Origin of the sequence: Azospirillum formosense, assembly GCF_013340925.1 — a bacterium.
Lineage (GTDB): Bacteria > Pseudomonadota > Alphaproteobacteria > Azospirillales > Azospirillaceae > Azospirillum > Azospirillum formosense.
Window position 1 is genome coordinate 23,463 of sequence record NZ_WHOR01000017.1, and the last position, 16,392, is coordinate 39,854.

Here is a 16,392-nt window from a genome sequence, read left to right on the forward strand (position 1 = left end):
GGCAGCGAAGTCAGGACACCGGAATGCGGGCGGCCACGCTTTGCAGCACCGTCGGAGGATCGACCGGCTTGGCGATGTAGTCCACCGCCCCCATGGCGAAGCCGCGCTCGCGGTCTGCCGTGTCGACCCGTCCCGTTAGGAAGATCACCGGAATGTCGCGCGTTTCCGGCGCCCTTTTCAGGGCGGCGCAGACTTCGTAGCCGTCCATGTCCGGCATCATCACATCCAGCAGGATCAGATCGGGGGCCGGTGAGGCGGCGGCAATCTCCAACGCCTTGCGGCCGTTGTTGGCGACCCTCACCCTGTAGCTCTCCTTCAGCAGGCCACTCAACAGCTTCAGGTTGTCCGGCGTGTCGTCCACGATGAGGATCGTCGCCTTTGATGCAACGGGTGCCGGTGCGGGCAATGCAGTGTCCATGGAATCGTTCCGATTTGGGGAGGCGGCGACGCTGACCTCTGCTCAGGCTTGAGTGGTCGCGCCGCGGTTGGCCAGCGCCGCGTCCAGAGTGGCGGCGGCCTCGTCGAAGTCGAAATTGCGGATCTGGCTGGCGATGGCTTCGAATCCGTCAGGGAAGGCGGCTTGCAGACGATGGGCGTTCGCCGTCAGCAGCTCTTCGGCGTCCGGGTCGCTGTCGAGCAGGAGCTGGCGGAGCCGGCCGCACAGGGTGTGGAGTTCGTCCGCGCTCACCGCGTCGGGAAGGGCTCCGGACGGCGTGGTGGCATCCGGCGACGCCAATGCCGCTTCCAGGTGGGCGAGAAGCGCGCCCAGCGGCGGTTCGAGTTCGGCCAGCCGCGCATCGATGTCAGGGCGGGGTCGGGAGTCGCGGATGACCGCCTCCAGATCGGCTGCGGCGTCCTGGACGGGGTGGGCGCCGATGTTGCCAGCGGTGCCCTTCAGCGTGTGGGCGAGACGCTCCGCCGCGGCGAGGTCGCCCTCGTCCAGCGCCGCGCGGATGGCGGTCGTCACTCCGCGCTGCCCGGCGGTGAACTTGCGCAGCAGGTCGAGATAGAGGCGTTTCTTGCCCAGCACCCGCGACAAACCGGTGGCGGTGTCCAGCCCGGGAACACCGGCCGGAAGATCGCCTCCGTCCTCCTGGACCGGCGTGGGGAGGGGAGCGAAGGCCTCGGTGCCCAGCCCTGGCCGGGGCTTCACCCAGGCCAGCAGAGTGGCCCACAGCGCGTCGGGGTCGATGGGCTTGGCCAGATAATCGTTCATGCCCGCATCCAGGCAACGCTCGCGGTCGGCCTGCATGGCGTTGGCGGTCATCGCGACGATGGGCAAATCGGCAAAGCCCAGCCGGCGTATTTCCACAGTCGCGGCGACGCCGTCCATGACCGGCATCTGCATGTCCATCAACACGAGGTCGTAGTGAGCCGCCTGCACCATGGCCACGGCGATGGCGCCGTTCTCCGCGACCTCCACCACCAGTCCGGCTTCACCCAGCAACTCGCAGGCCACCTGCTGGTTCAGGTCGTTGTCCTCGGCCAGCAGGATGCGGGCGCCGCGCACGCGTGACAGATCGGCGGTGGACGCGGCGACCGGTATCGGAAGGGCGTCCGTGGCCTCATCGTCGGCGCCCAGGACCCGCATGATGCCGTCGAACAGGGCGGACGGGTTGACGGGCTTGAACAGCACCTCTTCGATCGCCGTGTTCTCGGCGCCCCTCAGCACCTCTTCCCGGCCATAGGAGGTGACCATGATGTGGTGAGGCGCTTGCGCCAGCTCCAGCGCGGCAAGGCCGGCGGAGGTTTCCAGCCCGTCCATGCCCGGCATTTGCCAATCGAGCAGAACGACGCGGAAGGGGCGGCCCTCGCGGGCCGCGAAGCGCGCCGCCTGGATGGCCGCCGGACCGGAATCCACGGCCTCGGCGGTGAAGGACATGGCCGACAGCATGTCGGTCAGCACGACGCGGGCGTTCTCGTTGTCGTCCACCACCAGACAGCGCAGGCCGCGCAGGTCGGGTCGCGGCAGCAGCACGCGGCGCGGCTTGTCGCGGCCCAGCCGGGCGGTGAACCAGAAGCAGGAGCCGCGGCCCGGCGCGCTGTCCACCCCGACCGAGCCGCCCATCAGCTCGGCCAGCCGCTTGGAGATCGCCAATCCCAGGCCGGTGCCACCGTACTTGCGGGTGGTCGAGGCGTCGGCCTGCTGGAAACTCTGGAAAAGCTGACCCTTTTGCTCATCGCTGAGGCCGATTCCGGTGTCGCGCACCTCGAAGCGGACCAGCAGTTCGCTGCCGACCTCCTCCTCCAGCCGGACGATGATGGCGATTTCGCCGCGCTCGGTGAACTTGACCGCGTTGTTGGCGTAGTTGACCAGGATCTGCCCGATGCGCAGCGGGTCGCCGATCAGGTCGCTCGGCACGGTCTGGGCGACGTCGAAGATCAGCTCCAGTCCCTTGGCGGCGGCCTTCTCCGCGATCAGGTCGGCCAGCGTGCCCAGCACCTTGTCAAGGTGAAAGCCGGTGCGCTCGACGCTCAGCTTGCCGGCCTCGATCTTGGAGAAGTCCAGGATGTCGTTGATGATGCCCAGCAGATGCTGGCCGGACTGGCTGATCTTGAGGACGTAGTCGCGCTGGCGCGGCGTCAGGTCGGTCTTCAGCGCCAGGTGCGACAGGCCGATCACCGCGTTCATCGGGGTGCGGATCTCGTGGCTCATGTTGGCGAGGAAGCTGGCCTTCGCCTGGGATGCCGCCTCGGCCCGGTCGCGGGTCAGGCGCAGCTCCTCGGCCTGTGTGCCCAGCCGGACGACGGCGTTCAGGATGCTGTCCAGTTCCTGCGTGCGGGCGCCGGGAAGCCGGATGTCGCGCTCGCCCTCGCCGATCCGGCGCAGGCCGTCGGCGGCCGACAGCAGCGGCCGCACCACATGGCGGCGGATCAGGAGCCCCGCGGCGATGAAGATCGCCAGCACCGCGACGAAGGCGAACTGGATGACCTGCGACACCAGGCGGGTGCGCTCCTGGATCTGGCCCAGGCGGCCCGCCGTCAGTTCGGTCACGTCGACCAGCAGCCGGTCGCCGACCGTGTTGAGCTCCACCAGAGTCTGCGCCCATGTCTCGGCGAGGCGCTCCTCCTCGGCGGACGGCGGCGCATCGCCGGCGGGGGCGCCCTCCGACCGCCGGGCTTTCGCCGAGGAAATCTGCCGGATGACCGAATAGGCGTCCGTTACCTGCCGCTTCAGCGTGGGATCGAACTGGAAGGTCGGGTGGAAGGCCAGCGCCTGGGCGGCCAGCAGGGACTCGCGGCGGCGGCGGGGATCGTCCGTGAAGAGGACGATCGCTCCCGACTGCTTCAGCCGCTCCAGATTCACGACGGCGCGCTGGCGTTCCAGGATCAGCGGCACCATGCGGTCCTGGCTGTCGGCGGCCAGCCGTTCCATCTTGCCCTGTTCCCCGGCGATGCCGAGGAAGAGCAGGCCGATCAGCGCGAGCAGGATCGCGCCGCCGGTGAGAATCGCCGGCTGCAGCCGTACGCGGGGATGCCTGCGGTCGCGGGCGGACGCCATTGCCGGTTCCGGGTCAGTAAATGTCGAAGGGAAAATATTTGCGGTTGATCCGCTGGTAGGTGCCGTCGTTGCGCAAGGCCGTAAGGGCCCGGTCCACCGACGCCTTCAACTCGTGCTGGCCGGGCGGAAAGACGATGTGCACGGTCCCCCCCAGCCCATTCTCGGACATCGGGGTGCCGATGGTCTCGAAACCGTCCCCGGAGTCGGACAGCAGAAAATGCACCACGTTCAGCGTCGGACCGATGGCCATGTCGCTTTGTCCGCTGCGCATGGCTTCCCAGAGGTCATCGAGCGTGGATACCGGAACCAGATTGGATTGCAGCGTCGGGTCGGAGTCGGCCAGACGGACCAGAGCCGCGTGCTGCCGCGAGCCGCGGATGGCGGCGATGCGCCGGCTGCGGATCGCCTCCTCCAGACTCAGCTCCGGCGTGCCCCGATGGCCGACCAGGCTGGTGCTCGACCGCCAATAGGGAATTGAGAACAGGAGTCGCTGCTCCCGCTCCGGCGTGCGCAGCACGTTGCCGAATCCGATGTCGAAGCGGCCTGTGGCGACGTCGTCGATGATCTGCTTGAAGGGGGCGGCGTCGAAGCTGCACACGGCGCCCAGCGAGCGACACAGCTCCCGTCCGAAATCGACGTTGAAGCCGACCAGGTCCCCTCCGGCGTCGTGGTCGCTGAAAGGCGGGGAATGGTCGATGACCACGACACGCAAGAGCGGCCGCCCGGCCGGCGGAGGCGCATCCGCCTGGACCGGTTGCGTCAGCGCAAGGCCGGCCAGCAGGACCGCGAGGGTCAGCACGGCGTTTGCGGTGGGGAAGCGCATGCGGGAGCCCATCGGCGCCTCAGTACATCCGGAAGGGCAGGAAACGGGAGCTGATGGCGTCGTACCGCCCATCCGCAAGGATCGCGCGCAGGGCCATGTTGACGCGGTCGCGCAGTTCCTCGCGCCCCAGCGGCAAAGCGATGGCGGACTCGCCGCCCAGCCCGCTCTCGGTCAGCGGATCGCCCACCACCTCCAGCGCCTCCCCTTCCGCGCTGGTCAGCAGATGGACGGTGACGGCGGTTGGGGCCAGCGCCAGGTCGACCCGCCCGTCGAGAACGGCGCGCAACGCCTCCGCCTGATCGTCGTAGATCACGACCGTGCCGCCGACGTTCTTCGCGGTCAGGTAGTCGTACTGCTTCGATCCACGGGTAACGGAAATGCGCTTCCCCGCCAGATCCGGCGCGATCCCCAACGTCCATTCGCCGGCGCGTCCGATGTAGCTGGAGCTGGACCGCTTGTGACGGTCGGTGAAAAGGTACTTTTTCATCCGCTCCGGAGTTTTCAGAATGCTGGCGACCGCGAAGTCGGCGACGTTGCGGTCGAGCAGATCCAGGACTTCCGGAAACTGCAGGGCGGTGATCTCGCAACGGATGCCCATCGTGTCGCAAAGCGCGCGGGCGATCTCCACCTCGAAGCCGGTCAGCTTTCCCTGTTCGTCGACCATCGCGTAAGGAGCCATCTTCCACGTCAGCACGCGGTAAACCTCGTCCGCACGGGCGGATAGCGCGGAGACGCTGAGCAGGGCGGCAAGCCACACGGTCGCGAAAGGACGAAACGGCGTCAGGCGGATCACGGGCTGCCTCGGCAAAGCGGGAGGATGGAGCGCAGCAGTCATCCGGCGCTGCGGGGCCCTGCATCGTGCCGCATTCCGGTTGTTCTTCGGCGCTCTCGCCGGATCGATATCCGGCTCCGCAAAGACAATACCATCATATTCAGTCCGGTCAACACGATGAATAAATCTCAGGGTTGTCGGATTTCGGAGGTGTGACGAAGACCGGGAGAAATGGTTCAAATTCCTCCACCCCTCCGGGCTGTCCGGCCCTGCCGGTGATCTGGACCGACGGCGAGTGGAGCGGCCAAGGTTTTCCGGGGCGGTGCCGCTCCGCCCCTTCGGTTGATCGTCAGGCCGCCAGCGCGCGCGACAGCGCCTTGACCTTCCCGATCGACACCGCGGCGTCTTCGGTGGCGCGGGCGGCGGAATTGGTGGCCCCTTGGACCTGAGCGATCGGCGAGGTGATCGGCTCCATCGCCTTGGCCGCCTGGGTCGCCAGTGCTTTCACCTCGGACGCGACCACCGCGAAGCCCATGCCATTCTCCCCGGCCCGCGCGGCCTCCACCAATTCCTCGACGGTCGCTTGGGCCGGCCGGGAGGCTGCCCTTGAACGGTTCGACCCTGATTCGTTTGATTTGCCGAGCAGCGGAAGACCGGGAGCCATCCCGTAAACCGTCGATTCCATGGCGGTTGTGCATTTCAATTCTGAAATGCAGCCATTATCGCCGTTGGAAGGTTTCGGCTCAGGACCGTTCCATTGCTATTCCGACCGCAATGCCAAATGGTTGACAAGGAAACCACCCTTAGGTAGTTTCCTAGGAAACTCAAGGGGGGTGGAGCTGGTCGGATCGAACATCAGCGCGCTCGACGCGCATCTCGGCTATTGGCTGCGCTTCGTGTCGAATCACGTGTCCCACGCCTTTGCCGCGAAACTGGCGGGGCGGGGGGTGACCGTTGCCGAATGGGTCGTGCTGCGCGACCTCCATGGTCACGACGGCGTGGCGCCCAGCCTGCTGGCCGACCGGTTGGGCATGACGCGCGGGGCGATCTCGAAACTGGCCGACCGCCTCGCCGCCAAAGGGCTGCTGACCCAGACCGCCGACCCGGGCGACCGGCGTTACCGGACGCTGGCGCTCACCCCGGAAGGCCGGGCGCTGGTGCCGGACCTGTCCGCCCTGGCCGACCGCAACGACGCCGACTTCTTCGGGCACCTGGATCCCGCCGAGCGAACACGGATCGAGGAAACGCTGAAGGGGATTGTGCGCCGGATGGGGCTGCGCTCCATTCCCGTCGATTGACCGCACACCCGACACCGCAAGGAGGGACGTCCATGACCACCAGAACCACGACCGTCCTGTTGGAGTGCAGCCGGGCATCGGAAGAGGAGCGCATCACCTTTCCCGAGGTCGTCGCGGCGCTGGCCGCCGCGGGGGTGGAGCGCTACCACACCGACCTCGTGCGGGCGGAGACGACCTACTATTTTCCGGATGGGATGACGGAGCGGGTGGAGTTCCGGCCTTACGCCCTGCCTCCGGCCATGGACTTCGCGGCGGAGGGCGTGGAATCCGCGGTCCGCGCCATCCAGGCCGGAACGATCCGTTACGGCGGCTTCTGCGAGCGGGTGCTTCGGGCCGGCTGCGCCGGTTGGACGGTCAGCATCCTGGGCCGGCGGGTCGTCTATTACGGCCGCAGCGGCGACAGCCACACCGAGTGGTTCCCCGGCGCGCGCTGACACCGCTCCGCCCGTTCCGCCGTCACCAGCCCAGGCGGCGGGACAGCACGGGACCGAGGTCGCCGCGCCACTCCTTCAACTCGGCCTCCGCACGCTCGACCGCCCGCTGGTCGCGGTAGCGCTTGAGCGCGCGGTTCGCGTCGCCGCGCGCTTCCATGGCGGCCAGCCGCTTCGCCACCTCCGGCTCCGATGCCACGGCTTGGCGCCAGCGCTCCAGCCGCACCTCCGCGACCGCGTCCACGATGGGTTGCAGCGCCGGCATGCGGCCCAGCTTCTTCACGCCGGGCGCCAGTCGGGCGGCGGCGGCGGCGGCGGCCTCCTTGGGAATGCGCGGGAAGGCCCGCTGCACCGCCTTGGTCAGCGCGTCCTTGATGTCGTCGCCGCGCTGCTTCGCCTCGGCGCCCCGGCTCACCCGCGCGGCGGCCCGCGCCTGCTTCCTGGTGTGCCAGGACAGGATGCCGTCCGCGATCTCCCGCGCGTCGGCGTCGAGCCAGACGACGCTTTCCGCTCCGTCCGCGAGCAGGGCCTTCGCCGCGTCGGGAAGCTCCGGGCCGTCCGCGGAGGCCGCTCCGGCGAGCCCCAACGCCTTCAGCGACCGCAGCGAGCGCGCCCGTCCCTCGTCACCGGCCAGCAGAACGGACTCCGCCAGCGTACCGCCGTCCAACAGGCTGTGCAGAAGCTCCAGGTCGCCGTGCGTCCAGCGGCGGGCGGCGGTCAGCCGTTCCACCCGCAGGCGCAGCAGGTCGCGCACCGCCGGGCGGGTGGCGGCCGGAACGCAGCGTTCCACACGCCACACCCCGCCCTCGAACCGCGCGACGGCCCATTGCTCACCGTTCTCGACGGGCCGGTCGGTGGAAAAAGCACCGTCCAGATTCCAACGGTCGCTGGCCCGCAGGCATCCCTCCGGCGGCGTCAGCCACGGCGTTCCCGGCTTGGAATAGAAGCTGGGGGCCACCGGGCTGCGCAGGATGAAGCGCCAGCCCGCGACGTCCGCGGCGAGGCTGTCGGGCATGGCGGCCGGACGGGGCGCGTCGCCCAGCTTCAGAAGGGGGTCGGGGGCATCCTGGCTGGGCTGCGAGGCTTCGGGCGACGGGTGTTCAGACGGCATGAGGGCTCCTTCCGGCGGCACTGTAGCACACGGAGGAGCGGCGCCCCGCAACTTTGCACAACGCCGCAACCGGATACTTTGATAAAGCCAGTGTGTAATTTTCCGAAGGCAAACTCGCAACTTCCCTAGCCAAGCACTTCACGCATCCGAGTTCTGCGACCCGAAATACTTTTTAAATGCCCTTTGATCAAAATCAAGGAGTGAGGGCAAAATCTGCAATTGAGTTGGTGAATGCTGTCAGCCCTCAAGGGACATTCCATGCGGTCGTTTTCTATCAAGGTTTCTCTGCCTTTGGTTGTCGGTGGACTCGCTCTCCTGGGGATCTTCATGGCGGGTGACACGGCGGTTGTGGCCATGCGCGGTGTCGAGGCGGCATCGGCTTATCGGAGCGTCAACCAGATGGCCAGCGGGTTGGTGGTTGCCGCCGGTGACTACGCCCTGGAACGGGGGGCCACCAACGGTGCGCTGAACGGCTCGGATCCGCTTCCCGCCGACCGGCGCGCCCGACTGGAACAGCGGCGGGCCGCGGGCGATTCTGCGCTGCGCGCCGCGTTGGTTGACCTGCGCACCGTGCCCGAATTGCGTCCGCATGGTCCGCGTCTCGCCGATGTGGAGGCGTCGCTGGCCGCCTTTCAGAGCTACCGTCGCGCCGTGGACGACGCCCTGGCCCGCAACGGCGGCGAGCGACCGCCGGAGGTGGTGTCGGGCTTCGCCGGCGTGATCACCGCGCACATCGAGCGGATCAATGCCCTGCGCCAGCTGCTCGAAGCGGTTGCGCCGCCGCCGAAGACGACGACGCTCCAACTCGTCCAGCTGCGCGGCTACGCGGCGGACATGGCCGAACACGCCGGGCGCGAGCGCGGCCAGTTCAACGCCCTCGTCGCCGGCCGCCGGCCGGTCGCCGCCGGACAGGCCGCCGCCCTCGCCAAATCCCGCGGACGGCTGGAGCAGGCCTGGGACGGCATCCGGGCGCTGCGCACCCGGCCGGACATCGCGCCTGACCTGGCGCGGGCCATCGACGAGGTCGAGGTCGCGTATTTCCAAGCGTTCTCCGACACCCGGCAGGCGGTGCTGAAGGGGGGCGCGGATGGCCGTTATCCGTTGACCTCCGACGAATGGATGAGCCGAGCGACTGTGGCCATCGATTCCATCCTCACGCTGGCCGGAACGGTGGGCGCCGCCATCGACGCGGCGGTTTCGGAGTCTGCGGAGGAGGCACGATCCTATCTGGTCATCAGCCTCGCCGTCTTCACGCTCAGCCTGCTCCTCGGGGTGGGGGGATCACTGCTGGTGATCCGGCGAATCGTCCGCCCGCTGACGGCGATGACCGGGGCCATGCGGCAGTTGGCCGACGGCGATCTGGAGGTGGCCATTCCCGGCGCCGGCCGCCGCGACGAGATCGGCGCCATGGCGCAGGCTGTTGCGGTTTTCCAGGAGCACGCCATCGCGCGCGAACGGCTGGAGGCGGAGCAGCGGCGCGAGCAGGAGGCGCGCGAGCGGCGGGTGGTCGCGCTGGACCGGCTGACCCGCGGCTTCGAAGCCAAGGTGATCGGGCTGGTCGGCACCCTGTCGTCCGCCGCGACGGAGATGGAGGCGACCGCCGGCTCCATGTCCACGGCGGCCCAGCAGACCAACCAGCAGTCCTTCGCCGTGGCCGCCGCGTCGGAACAGGCTTCCACGAATGTGCAGACGGTGGCGGCGGCGACCGAACAGCTCACCGCGTCCATTCGGGAGATCGGCAACCGCGCCGCCCAGTCGCAGGCCATCACGGCGCGGGCCGTAACGGACGCCCAGCGGACGGACGAGACGGTGCGGCTGATGGCCGGCTGCGCGCACCGCATCGGCGAGGTGGTCGGGCTGATCCAGGCGATCTCCAGCCAGACCAACCTGCTGGCGCTCAACGCCACCATCGAGGCCGCCCGCGCCGGCGACGCCGGCAAGGGCTTCGCCGTGGTGGCGCACGAGGTCAAGACGCTGGCGAGCCAGACCGCCCAGGCGACCGACGACATCGCGGCCCAGATCGTCCAGGTGCAGACCGTCACGCGCGACGCCGTCGCGGCGATCCAGGGCATCGCCGCCGTGATCGGCGAGGTGAACGAGATTGCCACGGCCATCGCCGCCGCGGTGGAGGAGCAGGGCGCCGCCACCCGGGAGATCACCCGCAACGTCCAGCAGGCGGCCGTCGGCACGCAGGAGGTCGCGTCCAACATCGCCGGCGTTCAGCAGGCGGCAAACGACACCGGAACGGCGGCGACCCATGTGCTGAGCGCGGCGCAGGAGCTGTCGCAGCAGGCGGAGCGGCTGACCGGCGAGGTCGGCGACTTCCTCGCCGGTGTCCGCAGCGCCTGACCGCGCCGAATGTCCTGGCGCTGCTCAGTGGTGGGCGGACTCCTCCCCGGCGCCGTCCTGACCGAAGCTGTGCAGGATGCGGGCGAAGCTGGTCGCTCCGGCGCTTCGCATGGGAACGAAGGGCTTGCCCATGCGGCGGCACAGCCCCTTCACCCGCAGGCAGGCGTCGTGGCTGACGCAATCGACCGGACAGACCACCACGTCGGCGCGCTCGACCAGCCCTTCCAGGCAGCGGGTGGTCTGCTCGAACCCGCCGTCATGGTGCAGCAGGCAGCCGTTGCGGGTCTCCACCGCCGCCCGCAGGTGGGGCAGGCTCTTGGTCCGTCCGCCCACATAAAGGATGGCCCGCCCGCCGAGGTCGGTCGGGGCGTTCGTCTCGGCGGCGGTGGTGCGGCGGAGCTGCGAGGCCGGAGGGTCGAGCAGGCGGCGCAGCCGCTCCACTTCCGCCTCGGCGTTGCGGGCGCGCATGCGTTCGCTGGCGACGCGGCGGTGCAGGGCGTCCATGGTGCGCAGCAGACGCGCCTGGCCGGGCGCCCGGACCGTCGGGGCTTTCGGAACATTGGGTGTTTCCGGGACCGCGGGTGCGGCCCGCTGGGCGGCGAGCTGCGCCTCCAGCTCCCGAATACGGGCATCCTTCTCGGCGACGCGTTCGCCGGCGGCGCGTTCCTGCTTCGCCAGCCGGGCGGTCAGCTCCTCGCAGCGCCGGACCAGATCGCGGTTCTCCCGCAATTGGCGCCGGTTCTCACCCCCCATGATGTGGGAGAGCATGTGCACGTCGGCGAAAGCGCGCACCCGCACGGCGTCGGGCATGGCGCCGTGGCTCAGCACGCCCCAGTAGGCGGCGGCCACGTCGCCCGAGGCCACCGCGGCGGTCCACAGCGCCATCCAGCCCTCTTCGGTCGTCTCGCGGGCGAAGCGCTTCACCGCGACGGCGAAGGTCTCGTCCAGCCGCTTGTGCATCAGTCGGGCTTCCGGCCCGTCCTCCGCGGCCTTCTCCACGAAATAGCGGTGGATGTCGTAGGGGCGGGCGTCCGCCGTGGGGACCAGCTTCAGCCGCCGGCACAGCCACGCCACGTCCTCCGACGACAGGCAGGTGCCCACGATCGAGCAATGATACTCCGTGGGGATGGTCCACAGCTTCCGGCGCTTGGCCTGTCCCAGTACGCAGGATGGCACGGTCTTCCGACAACGCTCACACATCGTCTCCGCCCCCGATCGGCTTCGGCTGTTGAATCGCGTGTTCCGTCCGGGGCAAGCGGGGCCGTGGAGCGGAACATGCTCCACTAATAATGCGATTCATTCGCATTTGCAAATGAAGAGCGAAGCGGGTCTGCTCCCGGGGAGACGGCTCAGGCCGGGAGAATGCGCTCGATCACCAGGCGGCGCGTGATGCCGTCCGCATCGCTGTACGGCATGCGAGCCCCTTCCCGGAGGCCGAGCAGGGCCACCCCCAGCGGCGAGGCGACGGTGATCTGGTCGTCCTTGGGCGATTGGTCCGGGTAGACCAGTTCACCCCATTCGGGCGGCATGCCTTCGTCGCGGCGAAACAGCACCCGGCTGCCCATGCGCACGATCGTCCGGGGCAGGTCGTCTTCCGGGCGGACGATCGCCCGCTCCAACTCCCGCGATAGGAACGCCGAGACCTCCGGGGCCTGCACGGCCAGCCGGTCCATGGCCCGCAGCAGGCGGCCGTACTCCATGCGTCCGATCCAGATCAGCGGCCGGTCGGTTTCCTCGGTCATCGATGCGTCCTCGACTGCGCGGCGCTGGTGATTCAAGCCCGGATCAACTCTTGCCCACGGACATTGTCCACGGCCATCCGTATGATTACGGAGCGCAAGGAGCGGATCGGTCTGTAAAAAATTTATCACTGTTTTTCAGTATGTTACCAAGTTTCCGTAGTAATACGGATATTTTGATCCGGGTTATTCCCCAGTAGAAAAGCCGTCCTATGCCTTAGGGGAAGTGAGCAGAACCTTCCAGGAAGGAGATGCGGCCAACCTTCGGTGCTCCTGACCGAAACCATGGGGAAAAGGAATGGACGATCTGCTTTCGGGGGCGCTGAGCCGCCTGGATGAAGCCGCCAAGCACGTCGAGGTGGATTCCGAGGTTCTCGAGAAACTGAAATACGCCAAGGAGACGTTGAGCGTCCGCCTGTCCGTGCGCATGGACGACGGTTCGCGGCGCTCCTTCCCGGCGTGGCGGTGCCGCTACGACGACACGCGCGGCCCGACCAAGGGCGGCATCCGCTTCCACCCGAGTTCCAACGTGGAGGAGGTGACCACGCTGGCCTTCTGGATGACCTTCAAGTGCGCGGTGATGAACCTGCCCTATGGCGGGGGCAAGGGCGCGGTGAAGGTGGATCCGCACAGCCTGTCCAAGTCGGAGCTGGAGCGTCTGTCGCGGGCCTATGTCCAGGCGTTCGCCGGCATGATCGGACCCGACCGCGACATCCCGGCGCCGGACGTCTACACGAACTCCATGATCATGGGGTGGATGGCCGACGAGTACAGCTCCATCGTCCGCCAGCCGAGCCCGGCGGTCATCACCGGCAAGCCGCTGCCGCTCGGCGGTTCGCTCGGGCGCGACGACGCGACCGCGCGCGGCGGCTACTACCTCATCAAGCATCTGGAAGAGGATCTGCGCCTGTCCGGATCGGCCCGCCGGGTGGTGATCCAGGGCTACGGCAACGCCGGCTTCCACATCGCCCGCCTGCTGCACGCGGACGGCTACCGCATCGTCGGGCTGTCCGACTCCCGCGGCGCCATCGTCTGCGCGGACGGGCTGGACCCGCAGGCCGTGTACGCGGCCAAGGAGCGGGGCGGCTCGGTGACCGCCTACACCGGGAACGGCGCCCGTGCGGTGACCGACGACGAACTGCTCGGCACCGATTGCGAGATCCTTGTCCCGGCGGCGCTGGAGGATCAGATCCACAAGGGCAACGCCGGACTCATCAAGGCCCGCGTCGTCCTGGAACTCGCCAACGGCCCGATCACGCCGGACGCCGACCGCATCCTGAACGAGGCCGGCGTCGTCGTCCTGCCCGACATCCTGGCGAACGCCGGCGGCGTGACGGTGTCCTACTTCGAGTGGGTGCAGAACCGCCAGGGCTACTATTGGGGCCTCGACGAGATTCACGAGCGCCTTCGCGTGATCATGGAGACCGAGGGCCGCCGGGTCTGGGACATGGGCACGGGCAAGGACATTCCGATGCGCACGGCGGCCTACGCGCACGCGCTGGAACGGCTGTCGAAGGCCATCGCCGCGCATGGAACGCAGCCGTTCTTCGTCGGCTGATCCGTGCGTCGCGGGGACGGGAGCCCGCCGGGCTCCCGTCCATCGCATAGGCGAACACGCCCGGTTGGACGTATAGTCCGTGCCTCGTCCACCCGTGCCATTCCGCCCGTGCAGCCTGAAAGACTGTTCCGAGATGCCTTTTCCACCCGCCAGCCGTGCGACGGGAGCGCCTGCCATCCTGACCGGTCGGGACATGGTCGTGCTGTCGCTCGCCTTCCTGGCGGCCTATCTGCCCATCGACTGGCTGACCTTCATCCACCCGCGCCCGAGCCTCAACATCACGCCGTGGAACCCGCCGGCCGGGCTCTACATGGCCCTTCTGCTGTGGACCGGCGCGCGCGGCCTGCCGATGGTCTACGCCACGCTGATCCTGGCCGATCTGGTGGTGCGGGGGCATCCCGCCTCGATCGCCTCGCTGCTGCTCTCGAACCTCGCCATCGTCGCCGGGTACGGGGCGGCGGCCCATGTGCTGCGCCACCGGGTGGCGATCGGTCTGGCGTTGAACCGGGTGCGCGATGTCGGCTGGCTGGTCGGCGTCACCTTCCTGAGCGCCGCCGTCGTGGCGCCCGTCTTCGTCGGCGTGTTCGTCCTGGACGGGGCCTTGCCCGCGGCCGACCTGCCGACTCTGGCGTTCCAATACTGGCTGGGCGACGCCATCGGCATCGCTGTGGTCACGCCCTTCGTCCTCCTGCTGCACCGGCCGGACCAGACGCCCGCCTGGAGCGTGCCGAAGACGCCCACCGCCGCCCAGACGGCGGCCATCGCCGCGGCCCTGCTGCTGGTCTTCCTGCCCATCGGCGACGGTCAGTTCAATCTGTTCTACGTCCTGTTCCTGCCCCTCGTCTGGGTGGCGGTGTCGCACGGTCTGCCGGGCGCGGTCCTGGCGGCCCTGGCCATCCAGAGCGGCCTGATCGCCGGGCTGCAGGCGATCGGCCTTCCCCTGGGCGCGGTGGTCTACCACCAGACGCTGATGCTGGCGCTCGCCATCACGGCCCTGTTCCTCGGCGCCCTGGTCAGCGAGCGGCGCGAGGTCGAGGTCCGGCTGCGCGAACACCAGACCGAACTGGCCCATCTCTCCCGCCTCACCGTGACGGGGGAGATGGCGTCCGCCCTGGCCCACGAGCTGAACCAGCCGCTGCTGGCCGCCATCAGCTACGCGCGCGCCGCCCAGCGCCTTCTGGAAGGCGACGACACGCCGCCGCGCGCCCACGACCTCATCGACAAGGCGGTGATCCAGGCGGAACGCGCGGGCGAGGTCATCCGCGGCCTGCGCACGTTTCTCAGCAAGGGGTCGCTCCAACTGGCGCCGGAACCGGCCAGCGAGATCCTGCGCGAGACGCTGACCCTGGTGCGCGGGGACGCGGCCTACAACCGGGTCCAGCTTCGGGTGGACATGGCGGAGCCGCTTCCCCTCGTGCTGTGCGACCGCATCCAGATCGAGCAGGTCCTCCTCAACCTCGTGCACAACAGCATCGAGGCCATCGCCGCAGCCGACAGCCCGCTGCGCGAGGTCGTCCTGCGTGTCCGGGCCACGCCGCCCGACGGCCTGACCTTCGAGGTCGAGGACAGCGGTCCCGGCGTGTCGGCGGGCATGGTCGAGCATCTCTACTCGCCGTTCGCCACCACGAAACCGGCGGGCATGGGGCTCGGCCTGCCCATCTGCCGCTCGATCGTCGAAAGCCACGGCGGCAGGCTGTGGCTCGGCCGCACCGGTCCGACCGGTTCCGTTTTCCAGGTTTTTCTGCCCGCAGCCCGTTCCGACACCCGGCCGTCCCATGACCCAGACCAGTAATCCCTTCACCGGCGAACCGACCGTCTTCATCATCGACGATGACGAGGCGGTCCGCGACGCGCTCTCCGTTCTGGTCGAGGTGGCCGGCCTGTCCGTGCGCACCTTCGTCAACGCGCTGGAATTCCTGCACCGCTACAGCCCGGAGCAGCCGGGTTGCGTGGTGGCCGACCTCCGCATGCCCTTCATGGATGGGCTGGAGCTTCAGGAGGAGCTGTCCCGGCGCGGCTGCGGCCTTCCGGTCATCATCATCACCGCCCATGGCGAGGTGAGTTCCGCCGTCACCGCCTTCCGGTCCGGTGCCGTCGATTTCCTGGAGAAGCCGTTCGACGACGGCGTCTTCCTGCGCCGCGTCCACGAGGCCTTGCAGCGCGACGCCCACCAGCGCCGGGACCGCTCCGCCGCGGAGTCCGCCCTGGCGAAGCTGGCCCTGCTCAGCCCGCGCGAACGGGATGTCGCGGCGCTGATGGTGGAGGGCTGCGCCAACAAGGCCATCGCGATCCGCCTCGGGATCGGCGTCCGCACGGTGGAGACCCACCGGGCGAACATTCTCAGCAAACTCGACATCCGCACGGTTCCGGAACTCATGCGCCTGTGGATGCACACACCGTGATGCGCATCCCTCTTTCCGATGCTTGAGCGGGCGTGCCGTCGGCTCAGCGCAGGAAGTACTGCACCGGCACCACCAGCTCCATGCGGTCCTGCGCCACGTCCGGCGGCGGGGCCGGGAGCGGGGAGGCGCGTTCGACCAGAGCGATCGTCTCCTCGTCCAGCGCCTCGAAGCCGGAGCCCTTGTGCAGCCGCACCGCCAGCACCCGGCCTTGCCGGTCGAGCGTGATGTGGACCTGCGGAACGCCCTGCTGGCGCCGCATCTGGGCGATGCGGGGGTAGCGCTTGTAACGCTCCAGATGGCCGAGCACGGCGCCGTGCCACGTGGGCAGCGCGTTGCTGTTGCGCGGCACCGGCGCCGCCTGGGCCGGGGCGCCCGCGGGGGGGGCGGCGGCGGGAGCGGCGTTGGCT

General features: G+C 68.9%; 15 protein-coding genes. 6 read left to right on the forward strand and 9 right to left on the reverse strand.

Translation table 11 applies throughout. The features are described 5' to 3' along the window. Window positions 1–10 precede the first annotated feature (10 nt). The 5 genes from GBZ26_RS04230 to GBZ26_RS30575 all read right to left on the reverse strand — a co-directional run bounded on the left by GBZ26_RS04230 (window position 11) and on the right by GBZ26_RS30575 (window position 5,782). Window positions 11–418: a response regulator gene (locus tag GBZ26_RS04230; protein ID WP_174437739.1), complete on the reverse strand. Its 408-nt coding sequence runs from the start codon at window positions 416–418 to the stop codon at window positions 11–13. Between the two features lie 42 nt (window positions 419–460). After that, window positions 461–3,502, reverse strand: a complete 3,042-nt coding sequence (locus tag GBZ26_RS04235; protein WP_174437740.1) for a response regulator — start codon at window positions 3,500–3,502, stop codon at window positions 461–463. Between the two features lie 13 nt (window positions 3,503–3,515). Then, window positions 3,516–4,337 (reverse strand): substrate-binding periplasmic protein, encoded by an 822-nt coding sequence (locus tag GBZ26_RS04240; protein WP_246654073.1) that lies wholly within the window; start codon window positions 4,335–4,337, stop codon window positions 3,516–3,518. Window positions 4,338–4,344: 7 nt separating this feature from the next. Beyond that, the gene (locus GBZ26_RS04245) at window positions 4,345–5,118 is read right to left on the reverse strand and encodes a transporter substrate-binding domain-containing protein (protein WP_174437741.1); all 774 of its coding nucleotides are present in this window, start codon (window positions 5,116–5,118) and stop codon (window positions 4,345–4,347) included. Between the two features lie 328 nt (window positions 5,119–5,446). After that, window positions 5,447–5,782 carry a methyl-accepting chemotaxis protein gene (locus tag GBZ26_RS30575; protein WP_281427591.1) on the reverse strand — a complete coding sequence of 112 codons (336 nt, stop codon included), beginning with the start codon at window positions 5,780–5,782 and terminating at the stop codon, window positions 5,447–5,449. Window positions 5,783–5,930: 148 nt separating this feature from the next. Here GBZ26_RS30575 and GBZ26_RS04255 point away from each other — a divergent pair, with 148 nt between their 5' ends. Both GBZ26_RS04255 and GBZ26_RS04260 read left to right on the forward strand, forming a co-directional pair. Beyond that, entirely contained in the window at window positions 5,931–6,395 is a 465-nt protein-coding gene (locus GBZ26_RS04255; RefSeq protein ID WP_343207294.1) for a MarR family winged helix-turn-helix transcriptional regulator, read from the forward strand. Between the two features lie 32 nt (window positions 6,396–6,427). Beyond that, on the forward strand, window positions 6,428–6,829 hold the full coding sequence (locus tag GBZ26_RS04260) for a DUF1398 family protein (protein WP_174437742.1): 402 nt from the start codon (window positions 6,428–6,430) through the stop codon (window positions 6,827–6,829). Window positions 6,830–6,851: 22 nt separating this feature from the next. On the opposite strand, the gene GBZ26_RS04265 is transcribed toward GBZ26_RS04260, so the two are convergent. Next, window positions 6,852–7,937, reverse strand: coding sequence for a hypothetical protein (locus GBZ26_RS04265; RefSeq protein ID WP_246654072.1), 1,086 nt, complete (start codon window positions 7,935–7,937; stop codon window positions 6,852–6,854). A gap of 327 nt (window positions 7,938–8,264) precedes the next feature. Here GBZ26_RS04265 and GBZ26_RS04270 point away from each other — a divergent pair, with 327 nt between their 5' ends. Further along, entirely contained in the window at window positions 8,265–10,286 is a 2,022-nt protein-coding gene (locus GBZ26_RS04270; protein WP_174437743.1) for a methyl-accepting chemotaxis protein, read from the forward strand. Between the two features lie 24 nt (window positions 10,287–10,310). On the opposite strand, the gene GBZ26_RS30840 is transcribed toward GBZ26_RS04270, so the two are convergent. Beyond that, window positions 10,311–11,462: a DUF2325 domain-containing protein gene (locus GBZ26_RS30840; RefSeq protein WP_343207293.1), complete on the reverse strand. Its 1,152-nt coding sequence runs from the start codon at window positions 11,460–11,462 to the stop codon at window positions 10,311–10,313. A 173-nt stretch (window positions 11,463–11,635) separates the two neighbouring features. Continuing rightward, the gene (locus GBZ26_RS04280; RefSeq protein WP_174437744.1) at window positions 11,636–12,028 is read right to left on the reverse strand and encodes a GreA/GreB family elongation factor; all 393 of its coding nucleotides are present in this window, start codon (window positions 12,026–12,028) and stop codon (window positions 11,636–11,638) included. A 295-nt stretch (window positions 12,029–12,323) separates the two neighbouring features. On the opposite strand from GBZ26_RS04280, the gene GBZ26_RS04285 reads away from it, so the two are divergent. From GBZ26_RS04285 to GBZ26_RS04295, 3 genes are all read left to right on the forward strand, one after another. Further along, a complete protein-coding gene (locus tag GBZ26_RS04285) occupies window positions 12,324–13,583 on the forward strand; it encodes a Glu/Leu/Phe/Val family dehydrogenase (protein WP_174437745.1) in 1,260 nt (419 codons plus the stop codon). A 133-nt stretch (window positions 13,584–13,716) separates the two neighbouring features. Next, window positions 13,717–15,375, forward strand: a complete 1,659-nt coding sequence (locus GBZ26_RS04290; protein WP_246654071.1) for an ATP-binding protein — start codon at window positions 13,717–13,719, stop codon at window positions 15,373–15,375. Beyond that, the gene (locus tag GBZ26_RS04295; protein WP_174437746.1) at window positions 15,359–15,985 is read left to right on the forward strand and encodes a response regulator transcription factor; all 627 of its coding nucleotides are present in this window, start codon (window positions 15,359–15,361) and stop codon (window positions 15,983–15,985) included. Before GBZ26_RS04290 ends, GBZ26_RS04295 begins: the two co-directional genes overlap by 17 nt. A 43-nt stretch (window positions 15,986–16,028) precedes the next feature. Here the strand turns inward: GBZ26_RS04295 and GBZ26_RS04300 are convergent. Next, on the reverse strand, window positions 16,029–16,392 hold a 364-nt coding region (locus tag GBZ26_RS04300), incomplete at its 5' end, for an energy transducer TonB (protein WP_174437747.1).